Below are 23289 nucleotides of genomic sequence, written 5' to 3'. Positions count from 1 at the left end.
TGACCGAAACGCCGAGCCGTTGATTTGGTTACATTAAGCCCTCGACCGTCAGGTATGCATCGCAAGCCGTACCCGCAAGGATGGTGCGACATGTCTACATTTGTTCTCCGACCGCCAGCTCCTTGTACTGCGGGGGTGCTTGTCAGTCCGTGGCCTCGATTTGCAGACGACTAGATACTGGCAGCCACAAAGAGAGGCAGAAGCCGAACACGGAATTGGGGCCGTTCCCCTGGCCAAATCCCCAAGATACGGGACCTCGACGTCGATGTTAGCCGAACCGGCGCGGATGGATGCACAGGATGCGGTTCGCTGAAGTGCGTGCCGCCGTGAAGTAAATCATCGGATTCGCCACCCGATAGAGTCGGGACGGGGTTCTACCTATTGCTTTTGAGCATGATCTTTTCCGAAAATCGCGATTCCACTTCTTCGGGATCGCGCCAGTGCCGGCCTACTTCACTGCTGGCCGCGGCAGCGACCCTGTCCACCATGGCGAGAACAGCTAGCGGTGCGGTGTGGTGGACCATGTGGCCGGCCTGCGGGATGATATCGACAAAGGAACCAGGAATCTCCGATTGTAGTCTAAGAGCCTCGGCTTTCGCATCGAACAACCGGTCGCCGGCCCCGGCAATAATGCCGGCAGGCATCAACAGATCATTGTAGCGGGTGAAGCGGCCGCCGGCCAGCGCGTCGGCCAGCATCAATCCCGATTCGGCCGCGATCGACCGCAGCTTTGAGGCCAGCTGGCGATGTCCTTTGCCGACGAAGCAAACCCCGCAGAGACGATGCCGGGGCGAAATACTTGCCCATGGCGAGCGGCCAGGTGAGCAGCACAAGCAGCGGCAGCAAAATGTGGGGGAAAACACCACCGGCGACAGGCAAGGGTGGCAGCCCGCCAGTGCAAGGCCCAGGCGCGGCGGCACCGATGAAGACTTCCGATCGAATCGTCGTCCGATCGAGCTCATCGACTCGCCCGCCTGCCATCGAACCCAAACTCAGGCCGCTGAGCGGCCGAGTAGTAGATGCGACTTCGCTGCTTCATGGCTCACACTCCACTTTCAGAAAAGAGCGTGTGTTGCTGCGATCCGTTGAATCCGCCACCCAAAGCGGACGCGCCGCGAACGCGGCTGCTAGGCAGGCCGAAGCCTGTGCAAGTACAGCTGTGCGTCACAAGCCAAGTGAACCAAGAAGCTGCACGAACCGCGGGTGATCGCGAATGGCGTCGAAATCGACTTCGTGACGGATTCGTTCCAATACGTTCTGACTCATGCTTCCTCCGACGGCTCTTTCCAGGTACCGCACCGCTGCTCCACTTCCCCGAGCACGGAATACATGCAAGCGGCGTTGTACTGCGTCACGAAGTCGTCCGGATCGATCGCCAGCGCTCTGGCCAGCCAGGAACGCGCCCTTCTTCCGCTCACCGATATACGCGAGCGCGAGGGCGCCGCGATGCAGCGGTGCCGCATTTTCAGGATGGCGGCCAGTTGCGCGTTCGGCGCGCTCGAACCAGATCCTTGGTTCCCGAGCGGATGAAGGCGATCGCGCAGGAGCGTCCCCGAGTGTAGAGTTGCCACCCCGGATCTCGCCTTGGCCGGCTGCATTCCTGGCTGTGTCTCCTAGGATACATTGTCGAGCAGGGTCGACTCATCCAAGCCTTGTCTCGGCTCAGGCGGCCATTCACCATTCGGCGTCATCTCGTTGACTGCCTCGGGTAGATCCCGCGCAATCCTTCTGATTAGCTCCTCGCGCGAAAGGCCCGTCTGCATCGAAATGGACGTGAGTGTACCTTCGTCCATTGCCGCTTCGACGTCCCTTGGCTCGATCGGTTGGTTTGGCCCGCTGCCAACCCACGAGTCGACCTTCGATCCTGCCCCCACCTCCCTGAACCGGTCGAGGATCTCACCAAGGTCAGCCCTCGACACGCCATTCGTTATCTGAGCCAGAATTCTGCGTTGCGGGTCGTTTGGGTTAAGATACCCCGCTCCCGGAATCAATTCACAGAGCTTGTCGCGATTTTGGTATGCCAGAACGCCAAGCATCGCGATCGCCAATCTTCCCAGATTTGCCATTTGGTCTCCTCCACGGTTTGGCCGATGAGCGAAAGAAGCCAAGTCTTGGCGGATGCCGACGCGTGTGTGCTCGAACAACTTCTTGCCGGTCGGCTCACCGGCGGAGAGGACGCGTCCTTCGGGGTACTCGTTTTCCATCTGACGTCTTCTCCTGACGCAGAACTTCGGGGCGCTTGGCCGCAGTCGCCCTGCGCCGATCGAACGACCTAACCGGCGCTTCTCGGGTTTGTTCCGCTTGTCAGAGTTTGTGACGATGGGGCGCGATCGGACGGTAACTCTACCGGCTCGAGAGGTGGAGTCTGCGCAACTTGACCATATTCAGAACGACGGCGGCTCGGTTAGTCTCAGCCATCTTGGACTGCCGCCGGCTCGCGCACAAATTTCAATTTCGGCGGGACGGCGAACACCCTGAACCGCTCAGCCAGGCTGTCAAGAGCGTGACGCATTCCCACTCCCGCAGCAGCCGCACCGTGTCCACTGATGACTATCTGCGGGTTCAGGGCAGCCAAGTGCTTCACGGATCTTTCCGCCGCATCCCAGTCCGGCGTGAAGTAGCGCGGCGGACCGTGCATCTCGAGACCCTGGACGGCGACTTCATAGACTGACTCCTGACCGGTGGTGATGAAAGCGTCCCCTACGATCAGCGAACGGTCCTTCTCGCGCCAGAGCGAGATATGCCCAGGGGCGTGCCCGGGTGTGTGTAACCATCGCCATCCGGGCATTCCGGGGATCGATCCGTCGGCAGGTAAGAGTTCCAAACGGTTGCCAAGGTCAATTGGCCCGCGTGGAAAAAGCGGCGACAGCAGTGCCATCAGTCCACCCCCGACCCAGGGATCGGGTGGCGGATAGGATGCGGTTCCGTCCAAATAGGGGCGCTCGAGTGGATGCGCGAAGACAGGCACGTCCCATTTATTTGCGAGGTCTAGAACCGTTCCCACATGGTCGAAATGGCCGTGGGTCAGGATGATCGCGGCCGGCCGTGCGTTCGTGCCAAACCGCCTTTCCGCGACCGCAAGAATGCTGCTGCGGGACGTCGGCAACCCCGTATCGATCAGCACCCAGTTCCGATTTCCGCTGCCGGGTGCGCCGAAGAACACGACATTGACGATGGCTAGCCGCAAGTAACCCAAGTCCGGTGCGATGCTCCAAGCGCCGTCGCCACGATCCTCGCGCCTAGCGTGGTCGATCTCGGAAAGTCGAATCTGAACGGTCATGTGATCCCGTGCCTCTTTTGTTGCTGAGCAGCCGCCGATCGGCGGCGGTGGTACATCGCCCCGAACTTGGCACGGCCCTCCTTGTTCCTCCTTCGCCACCCAGCTCCGGACAGTCCACCACAGGAACAAAGGCTCGACCAAATCGGTTCGGCATTACCCGGTCGCGCCAGGACGAGCTGCACTGAGCAACGAAGATGGCGCGCGCCCCATTGGATGCGGTATTTCGCCAACGCGGTTCCCGGTCCTAACAAGGCGGCCGAGTTCGAAGCCGACTGCTGAAAGAAGACTTCGAATGAGCGAAGTGGGGCGTATGGACGAGCACCAGGTGGAGGCTCCGGTTCCGCAAGCTTCGCCTATGACTGGTCAAGTTGGGCGCCAATGGTCGAGGCGGCCCGATCGGCAGGTGTCCAGGTTATCTGGGACATCTTCCATTGCGGATCTCCAGACCATGTCGATCAGCGATCGCTGCATTTCATCGATGCCTATGCCTCGTTCGCGGCAGAAGCCGTGAGCGTACAGCGTTCGATCGCCGGAACACCGCCTCTGTTGTGTCCCATCGACTAGATCTCCTTTTTCGCATGGGCTGTTGAGGTCGGCTATTTCCCGCGTGGGGCCGAACAAACGTGGATGGTTCAAGCGGCATCTCGTGAAGGCTGCCATCGCGGGTGTTCGTGCAATGCGGGAGATCGACCCCGCCTGCAGATTTGTCTGGGCCGAGCCCCTTATCCAAATCGCTCCTCGTGACCGGACCCGCAGCGAACGGGGTCGGGCCGAAAACGCCCGTCAGGGGCAGTTCGAAGCTTACGACATGTTGCTGGGCCGCGTCGAACCTGAGTTGGGCGGGAGCGAAGATGTTGTCGATGTCGTGGGCCTGAATTTCTAGCCGCACAATCAATGGCAAATAAACGGGCCGACGATATCGATGGGACACCATGAGTACCGCGCTTTGTCGGAAATGTTGCTCGAGGTTGCTCATCGGTACGGTAAGCCGATGTTCATTGCCCAGACCGGCTCAGAGGGATCCGGCGGGCCGGCTTGGCTCCACTATGTATGCCGCGACGAGGTGCGTGCCGCTATGGGTGTCGGAGCATCGATTCGAGGGTATTTGCCTGTACCCGATAACGGCCTACCCGGGCTGGGACAATTCGCGTCATGCAGAGGTGGGGTTATTTTCGGCCATCCACCCGAATGGCACACGCCGCCTCCGTCAGCCCGTCGCGGACGAACCGGTGCATCAGCAAGATCTGTTCACGGCAAACCGGACGCGCTGATTGTGTTGCGACACACCGCAAGGGCGAGCACCGAAGACCAGGGCAAATTACGGTGTATTCCTCAGCCAAAATCGGCGCCACGCGATGCCAAGTGGCATGGGTGCGAGGATGACCGTGCAGCATCAGGAAGCGGTGGCCCCTTCCACCAACCCGCACTCTGAGCGTCGCTTCCGGAAGTTTGATCTGCTCCAGCGAGAAACCTTCAAACATGCAACTCCCTCCATTCGCAACATTTGCCAAACGTGTAAACGGAGAGGCAGTTCAATGTCGGCTTCCGCGGGATCTGAACTTGCCTTGTATTCCGCGAAGAGGTCGTGAGCCGAACGGCGGCTTTAACTGGTCCCTCGGCAATAACCGGACGGACAGCAAACGGCCCCCAAAAAGCCGCCAGGCGGCGACGCGCCTGATATCGCACTTCGAGATCAACTCTGCCGTTTCCTGTTAGCCGAAGTTGCAAGCGGCCCCGCTAACAATCGTGGTTGCGCCTTTGGCCATCGTGGTTCAGACCGCTGGCGGATTAGAACTCTGTTGGGTTTGCGATCGGCTCGTCGCTGCCGAAAATCAGTGACCTATATAAAGGGGCATGTCCACGCGCCGAAAAATCAATGCAACAGCGAAGCTGATTCGAGAGTGGCCCTTAACCCCGGCTGCAACGTTTGGATCGTCCGTGAGAGCGAGGGGCATTTTTCTGGAAATACGCGCCCGCCTCCCAACGGAGTTCAGGAAATCGCTCAATATCGAGTCCCGCGTGCTTACCCTGCGCCTGTCTGAGGGCGCCGAGAATGATGTGCAGGTGGTATTCGGGATCGTATCCAAAGCACTGCAGAATATCGAAGAACTGCCCGTAATCCCCCGTGAAATCGAGGACATTCTGACGATCTCGACGGCCGAACGGCACCGCTGGTTGAAAGATGGTCGCTTGCAGAGCGCCGGGACGAAAACGGTGAAACTCCGCGGGCGGGCAAGAAACATCACCTTTCACGTGTTCGACCCGCAGCACGTGGAGGATGTGCTTGACCGCGACCTGGTAACGGTCTGGCGCGAACAGGACGCAGCGACAGCTGCAGAGAATAGGCGGCGAGCCGCGGGGAGGGCCGCTATGAAACGCGCTCACAGAAGCGGTCGCGAAACTGCAGCTTCAACTGGCTACGGCCACGATGAGAACTCGCACTCCAATTTGCGCGGCTGGGAAGATTTTGAGAAGGACGGACTCCTGCGCTGATAGGCCGGGCGCACAGGCAGGTTAAAACGTTTGCCTGCGCCGTGCGAGATGCGCAAGGAGGGCCGTCAAACGCATCGCGTTCAGGACCCGCTTCGCAGGGACACCGCCCTTGCGCGCCATCTCGACACCCCAATGCATGTGATCGAGCTCGCGGATCGAATGAGCGTCCGGACTGATGCTGAATATGCAGCCCTGATCGAGTGCCTTTTGATGCCAGCGCCAGTCCAGGTCGAGTCGCCACGGATGTGCGTTGATTTCGACAGCGACGCCGTGTTTCGCACACGCTTTGAGGACTTTGTCGACGTCGAGATCATAACCGGGCCGGCGCAACAGCTGGCGACCGGTCATGTGCCCGATGACTGTCGTCCGGGGATTTCCGATCGCCTCAATGATACGCTCCGTCTGTTCCTTCTTGGGCAACTTGAAGCGGCTGTGCACGCTCGCGACGACGAAATCGAACTGCTCCAAGATATCATTCGGGTAATCGAGCGAGCCATCTGCCAGGATGTCCGCCTCGATGCCCTTCAATATGCGAAATTTTCCACTATATGCCTTGTTCAGCCGGTCAGCTTCGCGGTGCTGTTCAGCAATCTCCTGCAACGAAAGGCCGCCTGCGTAATGAGCGGACTGCGAATGATCGGCGACACCATAGTATTCGAAACCGCGCCTACGCGTGGCTTCAGCCATTGCCTCAAGCGTTTCGGTGCCATCGGATGCGGTCGTGTGAGAATGCAGGATGCCATGCAGATCTTCATCCCGAATGAGGGCGGGGAGCTTCTGCTTTGCCGCTCGCTCAATCTCGTCCCTGCCTTCGCGCAATTCAGGCTCGATAAACTGCAAGTCTAGAGCTTGGTAGATTTCTTCTTCTGTCGCTGACGCGATCAGCTTTCTCCCGCGATGAAGCCCGTCGGCGTCTAGGGTGAATCCCTTGTCGGCCGCGAACCTCTTCAGTTGCTCAAGGTGGTCTGCCGAACCGGTTGCTTCGAGCAGGCTCGCGCCAAAGTGCTTGCTGTCCGTGACAACAAGCCTGAGGGTCGTATCCTCGATACCAGTCGACTTTAAGCCCTGCGCTACCAGAACGAAGTCGGAAACGAGCTCGCAACCGCGCCGGAAGTCGCCTGCAATTTCGACGCGCGAAAACTCTGGATGCTCTTGCTTCACCGATATGACCGCATGTTCCAGAAGAGCGGCGGCCTTGTGCAGGTGAAGTTGCGTTTCGCCGCTTCGCACGATGGCCAAGTTCTGCAGCAGCTTTGTCTGAAGCGCGGCGCCGAGGCCTTTGACTGGGCGGATGCGGTCTTCTCTCGCTGCGGCCTCGAGCTCCGCCAACGAGTTCACGCCGAGCGCCTGATGAAGCTTCAGTATCTTATCGGGACGAAGCCCGGGTATGGCAAACAGCTCCATCACGCCCGCTGGAACATCCTCGCGCAGCTTCTCAAGGCTTGGGTGCGTGCCGGTTTGGTAAAGCTTGGTCACGATGTCTGCGATCGCGTCACCGATCCCCGGGATCTTGGTGAGGGCGCCGGCGGCGATGATCCGATCAAGCGGCTGCGACAGCGCCGTCAGACTGTCTGCCGCGCGCAAGTATGCCTTTATGCGATAGGGATTGTCGCCGCGCATGGACGCCCGTTGTGCGTATTCCTTCAAAAGACTGGCGACGGTCCTCGGATTGATTTTTGCCATGGCTTCAGCCCAACGAGGCCGATCTCCGCAGGTTCCAATCAGGCAAGATCACGAGCGCCGCGTTGCCCTTTAAATCCCGGCTTTACTGCCTCTTCCCGCGTCGGACGCTACAGATTGGGCAAGGATTGGTCAGCGCGACCCCATCCCGCCAGAGCTTTGGAGGCTGCGCGTTTCTTTAATTCAAGAGCATCGCCCACGTGGAAATGAGAGGGCGCGTCTATTGTCTTCATCTCCGCCCACGTGATCGGTGCCGCGACAGGAGCGCCCGGACGTGATCTCGCGCTGTAAGGCATGATCGCGGTCGCCCCGCGCTGATTGCGTAGATAGTCCACAAAGATGCGACCCTTGCGGCGCGCCTTTGACAACACGGCCGTGAAATGGGCCGGATCGCTCCGGGCGACCGCCTGCGCCAGGCGAGACGCGAAGTCCTTAACCTGTGGCCACTCGGCGCCAGGGGTGAGCGGCGCGATGACGTGCACTCCTTTGCCTCCCGTCAGCATCGGAAAAGTCGTAAGTCCCAGCGATTTAAGGATAGCGCGGAACTGAAAGGCAGCGGCGCGGACGGCCTCAAAATCGAGGCCTTCATCGGGGTCGAGGTCGAACACGAGGCGGTCGGCCTTTTCGACATCCTCGATCCGAGCCCCCCATCCGTGCAGCTCGATCGTTCCCATCTGGACGCAAGTCATCAGTCCGTCGGCATCGTCGACATAGAGATATGGTTCCTCGTGCCCGTCTTTCTCTGTGATGCCGACGTGGTGGACTTTGTCGCCAAAGCTGCCGGCGTCGTGTTTCTGGAAGAAGCACTTCTTCGCGCGGCCCTGTGGGCATCGAACCAGACTGATCGGCCGGCTGCCAACCCAAGGAAGCATGATCGCCGCGACCGCTGCGTAATGGTCGGCGAGCTGTCCCTTGGTGATGTTGGACTCCGGATAGATGACGCGGTCACGGTTACTTATCGCGATGGTGGTTGTCGCAGACGCGGCGAGATCGGCTGCATGACGTTCCGTCTCGAGCACGACCGCCTCCGGCTTCTTGTCTTCGCGGAGACCAAGATAGCTCGGATGTCGTAATGTCCCTTCATTTGTCATTTCGGTGAAGGCAATCTCAGCGACCAGTTTCGGACGGAGCCAGTGTGCGCCGCGCACTTCGGCGCGTGGTGCGTCGACGGTGGCGGCCTTCTGCTCAAACGGCGCCATGATCTTCAAGAGACGAAGAAGTTCAGCGGTATCGAAGCCGGTGCCGACTTTCCCGGCGTAACGCAGCTTGCCGCCGTCATGAATGCCAAGGATCAAGGACCGAAACGCGCGGATCTTGTCGGACGGCGTCCAGCCGACAATCACAAATTCCTGCCGCCTGATGCATTTGATCTTCAGCCAGCTTGCGCCGCGGGCCGCCACATAACTCGAATCCGCGAGCTTTGAGACGACGCCCTCAAGTCCGGCTGCGCAGAAGCGATCGAGCAGCTCTTCTCCGCGGCCGAGAATATGGTCGGAGTAACGAAGCACCGGATTTTTCGCAGGCAAGATCGCCTCCAGCTTCGCCTTGCGCTCAACAAGAGGAAGCCTTGTCAGATCTTCGCCGTCGAGCTGCAGCAGATCGAACGCATAAAAGTCGATAGTCGCCGGGGCACCCTTCAATGCATTTTGAAGCGCTTGGAAGTTAGATCTTCCTTCCGCATCGACAACCACGGCCTCGCCGTCAATCAGGGCGGAGCGCACCTTGAGCTTGCGAGCCTCGGAGAGGACCGAGGGAAAACGGCTAGACCAGTCCAGACCAGATCGTGTGTAGGCTCGCGCCTCGCCTCCGCCGACGGCAACGAGAATACGATAACCGTCGTATTTCATTTCATGGATCCAACGATCGCCGGCAGGGACCGTGTCCACGAGCGTCGCGAGCTGGACCGGCCGGAAAGCGGGCGGCGCTAAAGTGACCTCGTCACGAGCGGGCGACTTCGCTTGAATAGCGCTCGACCCATTGATTGCCTTACGCGACGTTGGCTTGACCACTCTGACCTAAACCATACTCAGAGACGAAACAGCGTTATCCGCCGTCCAACGCGCGACTACTTCTTTAGTTTCGCTGCCGGCCGTGTTGAGCTTTTCGCGATCATTGCCGACCCGCATGATTAGCGCCTCGGCCTGAGGCCGTGCTTCCTGCCTCCGGCCCTTCCATTCCCGATTTTCGCACACAGCTCACAGGCAATAATCAAGAGCAGGAACGGGCCCTCAAATGCCGCCACAGCGTTCCGGTTTCTGCCATCGGCTTTAGAAGCCTGACATTCCGGTTCCGGTCCCCTGTGCGTACGGTTTTGATCTTCTCGTCGAAACCCATGTTTCAATTGATGATTACTCGACGTGCCCCATTGACGCCAACTACCTCGCCCAGAGCAGCTCCGATGCCAGTTTCAAGAAGTGCAAAATGGCCATAAATGCGCCGACCAGAGTGGGTCTATTTCGAGCAGCGCGGACTTGGTCAGCATTAGACAGCCTAACGGGTCCTTCCCAACATAGCCATGGGCACCGGCCTGCTACTCACGCAGCACCCTCTCCTCCTTGGCAGCAGCCTCGAAAGCCTGACGGACCTCTTCCGGAGTCACACGGTCCTGAAGGGCGTCGGCGCACAGTTGCACAGCCTTCCTCCACTTAGGTCCCATCTTGGTCCACTTCATGAGTTCCTCGGCGGCACCCTCGACGTTGTTGCACCCGTAGGTGACCCCAGGTCGGTCGGTCTTGACGTACACCGGAGGGGAGAACCAATGGGTTGCCACGACAACTCCTACTCAGGGGAGAGATACACGTTGGCCTCCTTAGCGGCAGCCTCAAAGGCCTTTCGTATTATGTGGGGGTCAATCGAATCGCCCTCCAAGGCTGACAGGCAGAGGGTCACCGCCTTATGCCAGCGAGGCCCTCGCCGGGTCCACATCTTGAGCTGCTCAAGGGCTTCCTTCGCATTGTTGCAGCCATGCCTGACACCGGTTTCAGTCTTCACGAACACCGGAGCGACGAACCAGATGGGCGCCATGATACCTCCTACTCAGGGGAGAGATACACGTTGGCCTCCTTGGCAGCCGCCTCAAAGCTTCACGCACCTCATGGGGGACATCCTGCCCTCGAACGCGTCGATGCAGGATTGGACCGCCTTCGTCCACCTCGGGCCCTTTGTGTCCCATGCCAGGAGTTCCTCGGCGGCTCCCTCGACGTGGCTGACCCCATTGCGAATGCCCGGACGTTTCGTCTTCACGTAGACCGGGGGAGCGAATCAGAGGGGACCCATAAGAGGGAACTTAGAGCGGCAAGAGCCCGCCGACCAACCCCGCTTTAGCTGCAGCTAAGGGAACGATGTAGGCCCTCGCGGGTTTAGAGGCGGCAGCGGGATTACTTCGTGGATGTGCAGCCGCTGTGGGGGGGTCCGTCGCCTCTCATCTCCATGCTTGGCGGCGGGCTCCTTTCGCGAAGGCGGTGTTGGTCTGAGACACCTAGAACCTTACACCGCAATCCAATTTAGCTGGTTGTCATTGGGGGGAGTAATGTCCCCTCCTCTTTTGCAGCAGCCAGGAATGCCTTGCGGGCCTCCTCAGCTTCCATCTCGTCGAAAATCACGGCCATGCAAACACGCACCGCGAGGTCCCACCAAGGGCCACGCTTGGTCCACTTCATCAGCTCCTCGCCGGCTGCTTCGGCGTTGTTTACGCTGCGGATGATCCCGGGACGCTCGGTCTTGACCGGGACCGGAGGGTTGAACCAGTGGAGAGCCATGCGGTCACTCTTTGTCGGCCCGATCAAGTTCCTCCAGCAAATACTTTTGCTCAGCCCAGTTCCCGTTCTACAGGCAGAGTGAGCAGGTTGCGAAGGTAATTACGGATTACCTCTGACTATTGAAATGGCGCAGGACGGCGCGCTTCCGTTGCGATGCCACAGCGGCTGAAGTTGGCTGACAGCTACTCGCGACCGTCGATAGCCACGCAGAGGCCCATGGCAGTTGCTGCCTCGACGATCGCCTCGGTTAGTTCTTCGTTGGAGGCCACCAAATAAGGCGCAGTCTCCCGAGCTTCGCGTAGTGCCGCTTTGATCGAGACCGTGTCGCCACGGTCCGCCCTGTTGAGGAGGCGGTTATTCGCGAAGATCGAACCCGACGAACAGGCCAAAGGCTGGGGCAACATTGACAATAAGCTCCACCAGCTCGCAGTCAGTTTCCGCCAGATGTGGCCCGTCTCGGCGCACCGCTGCAATAGTCTCTTTGACGGAGATGATTTGGCCGCGACGGACTTGTAGGATCAGCTCGTAAACAAGGTGTTCGGCAGTCACTTTGTCGGGTCGGCAGTTCGTCCAAACGTTCATACAAGGCCTCCCACCTCAGCGAGAACCCAAGGGAACATTCATGACCCTCTGTCGAGAAAAATCAAGAAGAATGTTTGATAACTTCTGAGTGGGAATCAGGGGGACAAGCCACGAAGCGAGCCTCTATACTCTTTGACCTGACGCTCAGCCAGCCCGCTAAGGGACTTCTTCCGTCGGCCCCTGTTTGGCCCGATCAATAGCCGCAAGTAATGACTGTAGGGTTGGCGGCAGTTCTGGTTCGACCTCCAGATTTAAGAACGTTTGTACGTGATGACGATAGCCTTCGGAACGGATCAGTTTCCGAAACGCTCCGGAGACAGACTGATGGTCTGCTTTGTTGCTCGTTGTCATGTTCGGGAAGTCCGTCCCCAATGAGCCGTAACTCGCCCGCAACGAACGGGTTCCATCAGGAGGTCGGAATATTTTGGCTGAAATTTCTGAGCGGGAGATCGGCTAACTGGCTCGCGCGAAGACCCCCGTGCCCCCTTCGATCCGCCGAGCATTAATCCCCGCTGTTTGAACAGAAGATCGTGTCGATCTAGCGTCGGTGTTGCACATAGCGACCGTTGAAATGCTTCTGTCCAATGTTTGCTCACGCTGTGATGCCAACAGGGCAGGCTCTTGCGGCAGGGTGCCGCAAGGCGAATGAAACGCCGGCCCAGTTCAACCCGCGCGACGTCGTTCAAAGCTGGGGGGATCGATCTTCATCAAGCGGTCTGCGGCCTCGACCGCGGTTCGTATCCTGCTGCACAGCGCGAGATTTTCCGCCAGCATTTCTTCAGTGCGTTGAATCGCGAGCTCGGTCCGGTGGATGCGCTGCCTGGCATTGGCAACTTCCGATGTCAAAAGATCGGCCGCCATCCCGTGGCCGTGGGGTTCCATAGTGTCCATCAGTTTCTAATACATGGGGGCCGATATCGTTCCCTGATGTCGGGCGAAACGGCGGGCCGCAGAAAAGCGCGATGGGCCGAATGACCAATGCGCGCCCTGTCAAAACAGCGCCGGCAACAGGCGAACGGCTTCGGCCGCTCTACATCCCACGGGCAGAGGCGATCACGGTCCAGAGGGCCATTGATCTGTTCAGGCACGACTACAACGTAAGCGAAGACACACTCAGGCGGCTGGTGATCAAGCACCGTCTTCACAACCAGACAATGCCCGGTGCTCCGTGGAGAATAAGCGCTCCCGGTTTGGCTATGGCGCTCGCCGGCGATGATGACGCGCTTGCGCGGTTGAGGCGGGACGATCGCGAGCATCCGGACGTAACCCGGTATTTCAAGCGGCTCGGCATCCCGCGACCCTGACCTGTTATCAAAAGTTATGGTCGCGGCGACTGTCTAAAATAGACATTAAGTAGATGTCGCGGCCCGACAGGGCTCCACACAAGAGCGAACCGTTGCTGCCTTGCGCATCGCCCTCTAGGCCGCCGGCGTCGAGTTCATCCCGGAGAACGGCAGCCGCGCCGGCGTGAGGCTCCGCAAACCTTAGGCCGTAGACTCGTTACTGCGCAGCCACACACCTGCTTTTCGCCATCGGACGAAGCGGTTGCAACAGGTGGTGCGCGGGCCATAGCGCTGAGGCAGGTCGCGCCATGGAGCACCGGAGCGCAGCACCCAGAAGATGGCCGTTCAGCACGCGCCGATCATCAACACGTGGCACACCTCTTGGCTTGTTGGGTAGACGCTTTATTCCATTGCTGACCATTGTCCAAAAGCGCTGTTAACCAAATTTTCTCACCCGCCAATGCTTATTCGCGCGACTGAAGGGGTGAGGTGATCGATGTGTGATTCAAACATAAGCGCGTTTCCGCTGCATCGGCGGCGGAAGTTGGTCGAAGGGATCGCCCGGGTCCTGGAATCCAAGAACGGGAAGGACGCGAACGCCTTCTGGCGCAACACCGCCAAGGCAATTCTCGTTCAACTGTCCGAATCAGGAATTGCACCCGGGGTCGCCGAACAGGAAGTTGGAACGCTTCTTCATGCTGTCTTGGGCGATATCGCCACCCGCAGTGCTGCGAAACTTGCACAATAGCATCGGCTCACGATGAAGGATTGCCGCATAGAGACGCCCCGGGCTCCACAAGCGTAGCACCACTGCATCCGTCAAACGCAGGTTTCTCACTGCGGATGAAAAGATAGGCGCGTTCGTCGAAATCATGCGCGCGAATGTGCTCTCGGGCGAGATACGGCTCCGCCTCGCCTGTCCGGCGGTCATCGACGAAATCGAGGTAGGCGATGCGGAAACCGGCATTCACGGAAGGCCGACGGACCTTTTCCACGAGCTGAACCCGCAAAACCAATGAGCCGCCGTTGAGTTCCACACTGCCTTATATGCGACGTTCGAAGCACATATCATGAACATCCGTTGGGCCTGAACTTGCTAACTCAACGTCGGCTTTGCGCCTCATGTCGGACATTCAGGCATGTCGAGCACTTCCTGGAAGCGGACATATGTCGTGTAGCTTCTTCTCGACGTCCTGAGCACGATGCAAGCCAATGCAGCTGGGCAATTGTACCTATACCGCGACAGGTCGCCCGCTTGCCGAACAGCTAGGGAGACGAATTTCAACTGGTTAGCATATTGGCAACTTCCCAAACCGAAAGACCTTTCGGTGTTCGAGATTCATATTCCCTTCACGCCGAAAGGCAGACATAACGACATTATGCACAGAACTCCGGCCTCGCGTCGGTGTTTTTCTTTGTGCGACTCACTTCGCGTAGTAAGATTCGCCCTTTCGTCTTGGGAGCGAGGTCGCGGTGGGCACTATAAAGCTGGACAACGGCGTTTGGACGCTACACGAAAACCAGCCGTTGGGTGCTGGGGGTGGATTTGGCGAGGTCTTCAACGGCTCCGGCCCGAACGGTGACGTTGCCATTAAGCGACTGAAGCTTTCCGCTGGCGCTGCGGCTCACCGCGAGCTGAATATCGGCAAATCGCTGGGCAGTCGGACACTCGTCAATGTCGTGCCTGTGCTCGACCAAGGGCAGGACGCCGATACCGACCGATATTTCTTGGTCATGCCGCTTTGCGAATATAGCCTTCAGGACCGTATTCGGGATGCCGGAGTGCTGACCTGGGAGGAGACTAAAACAGCCGCGCTCGACATCATTAACGGGCTGAGAGAGGTAAGCGATATCGTTCATCGGGACCTCAAACCGGCCAATGTCCTTTGGCATGAAGGTCGCTGGAAGGTCGCGGATTTCGGCATTGCGAAGTTTGTTGAAGATGCCACCTCACTCGACACGCTGCGAGATTCGCTCACGCCGCCCTATGGGGCTCCAGAGCAATGGCGTGGCGAACGGCCCACAACAGCCACTGATGTCTATGCCTTGGGCTGCATCATCTACGGTATGGTGACCGGACGCCCTCCATTCCAAGGCGACTTTGACGCAATTCGGAAAGCGCATCTCAACGACATGCCGGCCGAACTCAAGGGGGTTGACCCGCGCATCAACGGCCTCGTGCAAACGATGCTTAGGAAAAGCCCGGCCTCTCGGCCCTCTCTTGACCGTTGTGCAACCGTGTTGGCGAGCGTCACCGAGAAGCCGTTGAGGTCATCGGGTCATGCGTTGGCAAAGGCAGGAAGTGCTATTGCCGAGGCGGAAGCCGCTGAGGAGGCTGTTCGTCAAACGGCAGAGGCCACGAAGCGCGAACGGGCTGCCCTTAGCAAAGAGGCCATCTCCGAGCTAAACCGGATATTGCAGCGGTTGTTCGATGAAATCGTTCATGCCTCACCCACCGTCAGACGCGAGACGAGGTTAGTGCAACTTGGACCAGCTCAGCTCATCACGGGTGACAGTGAGCCTGTAATGCCGAGCGCATCACCGTATGACAACGGATGGGATATTGCCGCGTTTTCGAAGCTGACCCTACAAGCGGCTCAAGACCTAATTTCGCAATATGACCCTGCGGTGTACACATTTGCTGTCTCCCTGGTTTACGCCCGAGCGCCGAAGGAAACAGATTACCGCTGGCACGAAATGTCATTTTGGACCTGGAACAGCCGTGCACCGATGAGTGAGGCTCCGGTTGCCCTCAGTCCCCGCGATAAAGAGTTTCAGCTCGCGCTCTCCAACGTGGTCAGCGGATGGCAGCTTGCTCATGGCCCATTGAAAATCGACGCCGAAGACGAAGACAATTTCCAAGATAGATGGGTCCACCTCTTTGCTAAAGCTGCGCAAAAGAAGCTTAGACCGCCGAGCAGCCTGCCGTTGTCACCGGAATTCTTCAAATAGCCCCGGTCTTTGAGGCGGAAAATATCTGCGCAATCCGGGAGAGAACACTGACCGAATCAGCAATCTTCTCGTAAGTTGACGTTCTAACTCTATGAGGGCGCAATGATAGCCCGGCTCCAACAGAAGCCGAAGCCAGCAAACCCCCGGTACGCAGCCAACGAGCTTCGAACCGAGAGCGATGTTGAGCAAAAACTCCTCTATCCCTTTCTGGCAAGTCCCACATATCTCAACATTCCTTCGGCCTGGCTTCGGACGAAGGAATACATGTCGCCCACCGAAATCGATAAGGCCGCCGGGAAGCGGTATGGCTATATTCCCGACTATTCCGTCTGGCTGAGCGGCCTGCCACTGGCCATTGTCGAAGCCAAAGCACTGGACGTGAAGATTGAGGTCGGGTTGAGGGAAGCCCGGCTATATGCCGGAGAAATCAATCGGCGGTACCCGCCTGAAGTCAATCCAATCGGTTACGTGCTAGCGAGTAATGGCGAGCAGATTGGCCTTTGCGAATGGGATAGCGAGACAAATGTGCTTCTGGCACAGGCGGCGGATGTCCAGCCTGGCACGGCGGTCTTTGACGCTATTGTGGGAGCGATAGGCAAGCACGCATTAGAAACGCGCGCTGCGTCTCTGGCGCCGCATTTCCAAGGGCGTCGGTTCTGGCCAGTGTCAACGGCGCTGGGAGGGCAAGCGAAGCTCCGTCAACAGCTGGGCGTCAATGAGTTCGCCAACCCACTCTTTCCCGTCCTGACTAAGTACTTCAATAACACGGATGACACGTCGGACGACGTTATCGACCGCGCCTACGTCACGTCGGATGAAATCACCGGCTATGAAGGGCTACTGGAGACGTTCCTAAAGGACCGCACCTCTAGCATCACAGGCAACCAGCTAAAGACCCTAGAGATAACCCGCACCGCCGCCACCGGCCTAACGACAGAGGTCAAAAAATTCGCCGGTAATCCGATGTTCTTTAGCCGCGTGCAGCTGATTGTAGGGAATGTCGGGGCCGGTAAAAGCACCTTTATTCGCCGGTATTACCGCCACCTGATGACAAGGGAGCTTTCCAGCAAGACGGTATGGGCATTCATAAACTTCAACAATATTCCTCCAGATTTGGACCATCTCACCACGTTTATAGCTGAGAAATTCCTCGCTTCGTTCGCGGAAGTTAATGGGGTCGACATCTACGATCTGGAGCAGGTCGAACGTATTTTTTCAAGCGAGTTGGCGAAGTTTGAGCGCGGCCCGGCGAAGCTACTGCAAACCGCAGACCCGGCGGACTATGCACGTCGGCGGACCTCACTTCTCGAAGCGCTGATGGCCGACCCGGTGAAGTTTGCGGAGTGCATCTCGCGCCACTTCTCAGGTGAAAAGCAGCTGGGAATGGTCATCGTCTTCGACAACGTGGATAAGCGTTCGCGCGACCAGGAATTGAAGATATTTGAGGCATCCCAATGGTTCAAAGATGTCACCAAGGGGCTTGTCCTCATAAATCTCAGGGATTCGACCTTCGAAGCCCACAAAGACGAACCGCCGCTGAATGCGTTCATCAACGCCATCAATTTCTATATTCGCCCTCCGCGCTTCGCCCAGGTAATCAAGAAGCGCATGGAGCTGGTGCTGGAGACGCTACCTAGCGAGGTCGAGAAGCATCAGGAATATTACCTCTCCAACGGGAATCGGGTTCGCTACCCTGCATCGCGGCTTGGTGAATTCCTGATGGCGATTTACCTCTCGCTTTTCGATAACCACGAAATCCAGGTTGCACCTGCTTTGGAAGCCCTCGTCGCAAAGGATGTGCGGCGGGCATTGGGCATGTTTGGCGACATAATCATCTCCCCTCACGTGCCAACGAACCAAATCACTGGCGCGGCGATCTTGGGAACATCATTCCGCATCCCCGACCGGCATATCATTCGGGCACTGATGCGCGGTCGCTACCAGTATTTCAACGGCGGTTCGAAATACATTCACGACATCCTCAGCGCAGATGAAACCCACGTAAGGCCCAGCAATCTGCTGACCTGTGACATCCTCGAATACCTCATCCGTAATCGGAAGTTTCGACTTGATTTCCAACAGGAGGGTTATGCCACTGTCCGCAGGATGGTAAGTGAAATGGGCCGTCTCGGTTATGATGAGCAAGACTCGTACAAGGCCTTGATGATTTTGGTCGAGAAAGGGCTTGTTGAACCGGAAAGCCACATGATTACGGACCTGAAGGACGACGATGCCGTTCGGGTTCATGCCTCGGGGTTTGCGCACGGGCGTATGTTGTTACGCCGCGATGAATACCTGGTCGGCGTGACGACCAACCTGAAGCTCGCATCGCGCGATACAGCCGACGCTATTGGGTCGATTTGGTCGGGGGCTGAGCAGCAACAACAAGAGATGTCGATGGGGTCCAAAGTGAGGGTCCTCAACCACCTTAAGGAATATTTTTCCTTCGAATTTCAGCGGCGTTGTCGCCGGCATCCATTCTACGAAGAGGCTGGATTTGGCGGCCGGCAAATCATTGCGTCGATTACTTATGCGCATGCCCAAATGGAAGGGCTCCGCACGGGCACCAAGGCTGCTCCGCGCCTCGGCTATAAAGGTCGGCCTGGCGGAGCTTGAAATGATTCATCAAGCTGAAGCCAAACGCTAAAGCCGTCTAAGAATCTCTTGCCAAGCTAAAATGTCTTTACACCAGGTGGGAAACGAGTGTGGTTCTTGCCCCGCCTCCGGGCTGTTAAGTTTGATAAGGGATTCAACCTGCGACACCACCCGTGTGCAGGTTGTTCTCTCGCGCTGAGCGCTAGCCTCGTGGCCAAGCATTAAGCAAACGGGCCAGGACGCATCAGGTCACCGTGTTTCACCGAAATGCCGACTCGAGCAGGCCGCGGCTGGACATCATCATCCTGTAAGCTGCCGGTCCGTTATCGGCCCCAAGGCTGCCGGGCGCAAGGCGCCTCATGTACAAACCCGCTCCGCGGGAGGGTCGCCTAGTTGTGGGGCTGCGGTAAATCATCGTCCGTGAGCAGGTAAAGGCCGCTATCAGACGATGAAGTTCCTTCAACGAGAGGAACTCCCCATGGCTACTCGCTTCAACGAAGGCCGACATGAGGGCGTCCCAGCGACGGGGCGCTCTGTTTTTATTCGCGCGACGTGCGCGCTATCCGCCCCGCTCCGCAGTGTCGCCTCTCGATCCCGCCGAGCCAAAATCCGCTCGCCTATACCCAAATGGTGGGAATGCGCTATGGATGCTCGTCATGAGACAGTCGCCTGGCAAACTTGGTACGGAAGCGCGCATCTACGCGAAAAATCTCGCCTCCGAGATTGCTCGACGAGAGAGGATAGGCGCGCCTGCGCTCGATCCTTGCGGCAAGGCGACGACGTGGCGCGATGCGCAAGTCGCGTTGCGTCATGCGTTCATGGATGAAAGATCGCCGCCGCGACGGGCAAAGCTTCTTGATGCCGCTGCTACGCGTCTGGAGCGCCTCCCTCCCTCTGATCGTGGCTTTCGCATCGCGCTATTTTTGGAAGGCAACCGGCAGGCAACGATATTCGATCTGCGCATGCTGGTGCACGGCAGCCATCCGCTTCAAGGGTTGGAGCACGAAAGCGGAGTAACTGCACTATGCGCCACCTTCACCACAAATCGGGGCAAGCGCGACGCTTTTGACGTTGCCCCATCTGTTTACCTTTCAGATCACACCATCGGGCGCCTACGCGAGCGTTCTGAGCAATGGAGTACCCCCGAGGCTGGGTTAGCTGCTCTGCATATCGCGACAGTTGCTGCCGATCTTGCGCGTCCTGACCATCGGTTGAGTTTCTTGAAAATGTCTTCGCTGTCCTGTGCGATCGATGGAGGTATCCTTACGGGAGCGATGCGACGCAGCCCCGTCGACGATGGGACCGTCCCTCTATGGGACGTCCGCACACTGCTTGATGACGATTTCAAACTCGATCCGGCGACTGTTCAGCAGGCCAGTCAAGTCGCCGAGCTTGTCACTCGCGTCCTAGTAGGTGGCGAGAACTGAAAGACGATCAGCCTTCAATCGAGGAATGGTGACGCTATCGATTTCGTTGAACCGCGCGAGGATCATGTCACGGCGACGCTGCGCGCTCGAGTGGGGGTCAAGAACTGACGCGCGGTGGGCGGCGAACGAAAGACCATCCTTGTTTTCCGGATGAGAATGCGCCACGTCCATCTGCATCCAAAGAGGCAGTGATTTTCCGTTGTCATTCTTGGGCCGGAAGCAGGCGTTCTATGTGCGTCGCGACGAATGGCAGCTATCCCACCCTCGGTGCCTGAAGCGGACAGCTGGAACCGGCCTCAAAGCTGCCAGGCGGAACGCGCATAATGTCAGACGTTCAGCCGACACACTGCTTGTCCTGAAACCGGTCATTGATTCAGGATCGCTTTGGCACCAAGCGGGAGGTCTGCAACAGGGACTTTCGTGCTGTTTGCAGGTGTCGCCGCGAACTAGCGGTGTCGTCAGTAGAAGACATAGTTCGACGGTCTGTCGAGTGGCCATCGCCTTCGCGGTGCCGCCGCTGGAGTGGCTGCTGCGATGGGTGCGACCATTGAAGTGGCGTTCGGAGCGCAGGCACGGTGCCGATGGGGCGCAGTCCACCAATCGGACGTGGTGGCAAGCGCGATCAACCGCCAAAACCAACCACATGGGTCGCGACGCCCACATCACCTCCGGCTCCGCCCCATCCCGCGCAGACGATCTGCACAGCGTGTGGCGCGTGCGATCGGTCCAAGCCGGTTCGAACCGCCAGAAATCGCTTGCCTAGAAATAGCTGCGTGCTTTGATGCGAGCAGAGGGATTTCTAAGATGCCGTCGCTAGACTTCGAAGCCGAGAAGGCCACTTTCCGTGAATACTACAACGACAACGCCCAGCGTCTCGATCAGGCGAAGGAGGCGTTCCTGACCTTGCTCGGCTCGCTCCTCGCGCACGCTGAGCTAGACGTGGCGGGCGCGAGCGGACGCATCAAGGACCGCGAGGAATCGATCAAGAAGTTCATGCGGAAGTATCAGGGCGACCTGGAGGAGAGCGGCACGCCCTATGAGATCAAGGACCACATCACCGACCTGATCGGGCTTCGGCTCGTCTGTCTCTACGAGGACGAGATCGAGCCGATCGGCCAGCTCATCCGCGAGCACCTCGACGTAATCGACGTAACGGACAAGACGGCCGAGATCGAGGGCACCGAGAACGCGTTCGGCTACAAGGGGCTCCACCTCGACCTGCGGCTGGACGGGGTGCGTGCCGCGATGCCAGATTATGCTCTGTTCGCGCCATACAGCTTCGAGCTGCAGATACGCACCGTCGTCCAGGATTCCTGGAGCACGCTCGACCACAAGATCAAATACAAGAAGTCGATCCCCGCCGCGCTGAAGCGCCGCATCAACACCCTCGCTGCGCTGTTCGAGCTGGCCGATCGCGAATTCCGGCAGGTGCGCGAGGAGACCGAGCTTCAGATCGTGAAGGCGGAAGCCGAGCCGGACGCCGAAGCCGAGGCCCAGGAGATCGCGCAGGGGGTCGAGGCGCCGGGGCCTGCGGTCGATGCCGACATCGAGCGGAGACAATACGCGCCGCTGGATGCCTTTAGGCTTCTCCGCATCGCGCGCCACTTCTTCCCCGGTGTCGAATTTGAGGCCAAAAAGGTCGACGGTTTCACCGCCGACATCGTCGAGCGCGATCCCGGGATCAGCCGCGGGAAGTTCAACTTCTACCTGCGTTCGACGATAGGGCTCGTACGGCAATACAAGGCATGGTTCCTCGACAGCGGGCGCGGTGAGAAGTTCAACGCGTTCACCGAGATACGCCACGCGCTCTACGCGGCGAACCCGGCGGCCTTCGCGGGCATGCTGACCAATGTCGCGCGCGAGACCTTCGACGAATGGCGCGCGGACAATGCGAACCAGCAGGCCTAAACCGTCGCCAGCCGAATCGGCGTCGGCGATCGTGGTCACCGCGTCCAGCAGCACCTTCCCTCGACGAGCATCCCGCATTCGAGGATTGTCGACGTCGACCGCTTCAGCAGATTCGCCGATCCGACATAGGCTGCGACGCCGTCGGCCAGCACGATCTTCGCGTGGAAGGTTTCGTTGGCCAAGTTCGCGTCACCATAGTCGATGATCCGTGTCGCGCTGGCCTCGACACGCGGCCCTCCGGCCCCGCAGCTCAGAAGTTGGGACGCGTCGCGCAACACGAGCGGCGCTCGGCCGCCTTAGTCGCCTCGAACAGCTAGGCAGCCATTCGGCGCCGACGCTATCGATAAATGGGATCATGATGCTGAACCGCTCGCGCGCGAGGCTGGCCAGATGCCTGAACGCGTCCGTGGTGCGCGTAAGCGAGACATACTCGCTGGCGACGTCGGCGGCGAGCGCATCGGCTCGGCGGCTAGGTTCCGGCGGCATGGTCACGACCAGCCTAGCAGTCGCCTTGGGCGAAAAGAGGATTTCGCCGAGCGAGGAATCGAAGAAGCCGATCAGGTTCGGGGCAGATTTCGGTTCCCACTCGGGTCCTTTTCCGCCCTTCAGCACGGCTCGCGACAGGAGCAGGTTCAATGCGATGCAGCTGACCTCCGACACCATCACGCAGGCCCGGCAGGCGCCGCCGCGGGCATCGCAAAGGCTGCCCGATCCGCACCGCAGCGTGCGCGGGTCCAGCGCGCGCTTCAGGAATGCCTCGGCGTAGTTGCGGCTTCCGAACTCGCGGGTGGATCCGCAGATGCCGCATCGGTAGAGCAGCGGATAGGGGACGTAGCCGACCTTGTCCGGGCTGGTCATCTGGAAATGGGTGCGCTCGACCCGCGCTTCGCCGGTCTTGGAATCGCGGAACGGCAGTCGAGGACGAGTTCGGGTAGGGCGTCGGGTAGCGCCTTGATCGCGCGGTCACGCCAGTTCGTGACGGAATCGCGCAGGTTCTCGAAGATCAGCGCGATGGTTGTCGGCTTCAGGTCCTTCGCCTCGTTGGCCAGCGAGGCCGAGCGGCAGATCCCCTTGCCGCCCTCCCATGTCATGAGCACGCCGGGCGCGTAGGAGCCGGCGATCTGGACGCGCGATCGCGACATGGTCGGTGGCTCGAGCGGATCGGGTTCCGATCGGGCGGCGCCGAAGGCGGCGGGTCGTCGCGTCGAAGTTGTGTGCGTCAAGTTCTGCAAAATGGCGTGGCATCGCGGTGACGTCGGCGTGTCCGCCGCGCAGCCCCCGTGTTTAGCGGAGCGGCGGACACATGACGGTGCTCAGGCGGCCAGGGCCCT

Annotated in this window: 24 protein-coding genes and 1 pseudogene; 8 read left to right on the top strand and 17 right to left on the bottom strand. The window is 59.1% G+C overall.

The features are described 5' to 3' along the window. Positions 1–374 precede the first annotated feature (374 nt). Positions 375–962, bottom strand: coding sequence for an alpha/beta fold hydrolase (locus NKI63_RS26120; RefSeq protein ID WP_352823901.1), 588 nt, complete (start codon positions 960–962; stop codon positions 375–377). A gap of 241 nt (positions 963–1203) precedes the next feature. Here NKI63_RS26120 and NKI63_RS26115 point away from each other — a divergent pair, with 241 nt between their 5' ends. Continuing rightward, positions 1204–1530: a hypothetical protein gene (locus NKI63_RS26115; RefSeq protein ID WP_352457919.1), complete on the top strand. Its 327-nt coding sequence runs from the start codon at positions 1204–1206 to the stop codon at positions 1528–1530. Positions 1531–1613: 83 nt separating this feature from the next. On the opposite strand, the gene NKI63_RS26110 is transcribed toward NKI63_RS26115, so the two are convergent. The 3 genes from NKI63_RS26110 to NKI63_RS26100 all read right to left on the bottom strand — a co-directional run bounded on the left by NKI63_RS26110 (position 1614) and on the right by NKI63_RS26100 (position 4761). Continuing rightward, positions 1614–2204 carry a YidB family protein gene (locus NKI63_RS26110; RefSeq protein ID WP_352823900.1) on the bottom strand — a complete coding sequence of 197 codons (591 nt, stop codon included), beginning with the start codon at positions 2202–2204 and terminating at the stop codon, positions 1614–1616. 206 nt (positions 2205–2410) lie between these two features. Beyond that, positions 2411–3280 (bottom strand): MBL fold metallo-hydrolase, encoded by an 870-nt coding sequence (locus tag NKI63_RS26105; protein ID WP_352823899.1) that lies wholly within the window; start codon positions 3278–3280, stop codon positions 2411–2413. A gap of 1166 nt (positions 3281–4446) precedes the next feature. Then, on the bottom strand, positions 4447–4761 hold the full coding sequence (locus NKI63_RS26100) for an alpha/beta fold hydrolase (RefSeq protein WP_352823898.1): 315 nt from the start codon (positions 4759–4761) through the stop codon (positions 4447–4449). Between the two features lie 373 nt (positions 4762–5134). Here NKI63_RS26100 and NKI63_RS26095 point away from each other — a divergent pair, with 373 nt between their 5' ends. After that, positions 5135–5773, top strand: a complete 639-nt coding sequence (locus NKI63_RS26095) for a hypothetical protein (protein ID WP_352823897.1) — start codon at positions 5135–5137, stop codon at positions 5771–5773. A 21-nt stretch (positions 5774–5794) separates the two neighbouring features. Here NKI63_RS26095 and NKI63_RS26090 read toward each other — a convergent pair whose 3' ends face one another. The 7 genes from NKI63_RS26090 to NKI63_RS26060 all read right to left on the bottom strand — a co-directional run bounded on the left by NKI63_RS26090 (position 5795) and on the right by NKI63_RS26060 (position 12654). After that, complete coding sequence (locus NKI63_RS26090; protein WP_352823896.1) at positions 5795–7456, bottom strand: DNA polymerase/3'-5' exonuclease PolX; 1662 nt, start codon at positions 7454–7456, stop codon at positions 5795–5797. A 107-nt stretch (positions 7457–7563) separates the two neighbouring features. Beyond that, complete coding sequence (gene ligD / locus NKI63_RS26085) at positions 7564–9462, bottom strand: DNA ligase D (RefSeq protein WP_352823895.1); 1899 nt, start codon at positions 9460–9462, stop codon at positions 7564–7566. A gap of 521 nt (positions 9463–9983) precedes the next feature. Next, a complete protein-coding gene (locus tag NKI63_RS26080; RefSeq protein WP_352473716.1) occupies positions 9984–10223 on the bottom strand; it encodes a DUF982 domain-containing protein in 240 nt (79 codons plus the stop codon). Positions 10224–10231: 8 nt separating this feature from the next. After that, entirely contained in the window at positions 10232–10477 is a 246-nt protein-coding gene (locus tag NKI63_RS26075; RefSeq protein WP_352823894.1) for a DUF982 domain-containing protein, read from the bottom strand. 479 nt (positions 10478–10956) lie between these two features. Next, on the bottom strand, positions 10957–11211 hold the full coding sequence (locus NKI63_RS26070) for a DUF982 domain-containing protein (RefSeq protein WP_352492321.1): 255 nt from the start codon (positions 11209–11211) through the stop codon (positions 10957–10959). Positions 11212–11565: 354 nt separating this feature from the next. Then, a complete protein-coding gene (locus tag NKI63_RS26065) occupies positions 11566–11793 on the bottom strand; it encodes a hypothetical protein (RefSeq protein WP_352823893.1) in 228 nt (75 codons plus the stop codon). A gap of 663 nt (positions 11794–12456) precedes the next feature. Beyond that, positions 12457–12654, bottom strand: a complete 198-nt coding sequence (locus NKI63_RS26060) for a hypothetical protein (RefSeq protein ID WP_352823892.1) — start codon at positions 12652–12654, stop codon at positions 12457–12459. 110 nt (positions 12655–12764) lie between these two features. On the opposite strand from NKI63_RS26060, the gene NKI63_RS26055 reads away from it, so the two are divergent. Continuing rightward, complete coding sequence (locus tag NKI63_RS26055; RefSeq protein ID WP_352823891.1) at positions 12765–13097, top strand: hypothetical protein; 333 nt, start codon at positions 12765–12767, stop codon at positions 13095–13097. Positions 13098–13298: 201 nt separating this feature from the next. On the opposite strand, the pseudogene NKI63_RS26050 reads toward NKI63_RS26055, so the two are convergent. Then, positions 13299–13497 (bottom strand): annotated as a pseudogene (locus NKI63_RS26050) (transposase); the annotation flags it as partial. A gap of 75 nt (positions 13498–13572) precedes the next feature. On the opposite strand from NKI63_RS26050, the gene NKI63_RS26045 reads away from it, so the two are divergent. Beyond that, a complete protein-coding gene (locus tag NKI63_RS26045) occupies positions 13573–13824 on the top strand; it encodes a DUF6074 family protein (RefSeq protein ID WP_352457909.1) in 252 nt (83 codons plus the stop codon). A 7-nt stretch (positions 13825–13831) separates the two neighbouring features. Here NKI63_RS26045 and NKI63_RS26040 read toward each other — a convergent pair whose 3' ends face one another. After that, the gene (locus tag NKI63_RS26040) at positions 13832–14113 is read right to left on the bottom strand and encodes a hypothetical protein (protein WP_352502694.1); all 282 of its coding nucleotides are present in this window, start codon (positions 14111–14113) and stop codon (positions 13832–13834) included. A 436-nt stretch (positions 14114–14549) separates the two neighbouring features. On the opposite strand from NKI63_RS26040, the gene NKI63_RS26035 reads away from it, so the two are divergent. The 3 genes from NKI63_RS26035 (at position 14550) to NKI63_RS26025 (ending at position 20050) form a co-directional block, all read left to right on the top strand. Beyond that, positions 14550–16028 carry a serine/threonine-protein kinase gene (locus NKI63_RS26035; protein WP_352823890.1) on the top strand — a complete coding sequence of 493 codons (1479 nt, stop codon included), beginning with the start codon at positions 14550–14552 and terminating at the stop codon, positions 16026–16028. A 102-nt stretch (positions 16029–16130) separates the two neighbouring features. After that, on the top strand, positions 16131–18644 hold the full coding sequence (locus tag NKI63_RS26030; protein WP_352823889.1) for a P-loop NTPase family protein: 2514 nt from the start codon (positions 16131–16133) through the stop codon (positions 18642–18644). A gap of 635 nt (positions 18645–19279) precedes the next feature. After that, positions 19280–20050 carry a hypothetical protein gene (locus NKI63_RS26025; RefSeq protein ID WP_352823888.1) on the top strand — a complete coding sequence of 257 codons (771 nt, stop codon included), beginning with the start codon at positions 19280–19282 and terminating at the stop codon, positions 20048–20050. On the opposite strand, the gene NKI63_RS26020 is transcribed toward NKI63_RS26025, so the two are convergent. Then, positions 20030–20221: a hypothetical protein gene (locus NKI63_RS26020; RefSeq protein WP_352823887.1), complete on the bottom strand. Its 192-nt coding sequence runs from the start codon at positions 20219–20221 to the stop codon at positions 20030–20032. The genes NKI63_RS26025 and NKI63_RS26020 overlap by 21 nt on opposite strands. Before the next feature lie 363 nt (positions 20222–20584). Here NKI63_RS26020 and NKI63_RS26015 point away from each other — a divergent pair, with 363 nt between their 5' ends. Beyond that, positions 20585–21958 (top strand): GTP pyrophosphokinase, encoded by a 1374-nt coding sequence (locus NKI63_RS26015; RefSeq protein WP_352823886.1) that lies wholly within the window; start codon positions 20585–20587, stop codon positions 21956–21958. A 35-nt stretch (positions 21959–21993) separates the two neighbouring features. On the opposite strand, the gene NKI63_RS26010 is transcribed toward NKI63_RS26015, so the two are convergent. From NKI63_RS26010 to NKI63_RS26000, 3 genes are read right to left on the bottom strand one after another with little or no spacing between them, the layout of a single operon-like run. Further along, positions 21994–22140 (bottom strand): phospholipase D-like domain-containing protein, encoded by a 147-nt coding sequence (locus NKI63_RS26010; RefSeq protein ID WP_352823885.1) that lies wholly within the window; start codon positions 22138–22140, stop codon positions 21994–21996. Positions 22141–22147: 7 nt separating this feature from the next. After that, entirely contained in the window at positions 22148–22816 is a 669-nt protein-coding gene (locus NKI63_RS26005; protein WP_352823884.1) for a hypothetical protein, read from the bottom strand. Then, positions 22813–23100, bottom strand: coding sequence for a hypothetical protein (locus tag NKI63_RS26000; protein WP_352823883.1), 288 nt, complete (start codon positions 23098–23100; stop codon positions 22813–22815). The genes NKI63_RS26005 and NKI63_RS26000 overlap by 4 nt, the downstream gene beginning before the upstream one ends. Between the last annotated feature and the right edge of the window lie 189 nt (positions 23101–23289).

The sequence above is a fragment of the Mesorhizobium sp. M0410 genome, assembly GCF_040321435.1.
Classification (GTDB): domain Bacteria; phylum Pseudomonadota; class Alphaproteobacteria; order Rhizobiales; family Rhizobiaceae; genus Mesorhizobium.
This window is presented reverse-complemented; position numbering and strand designations above follow the sequence as displayed.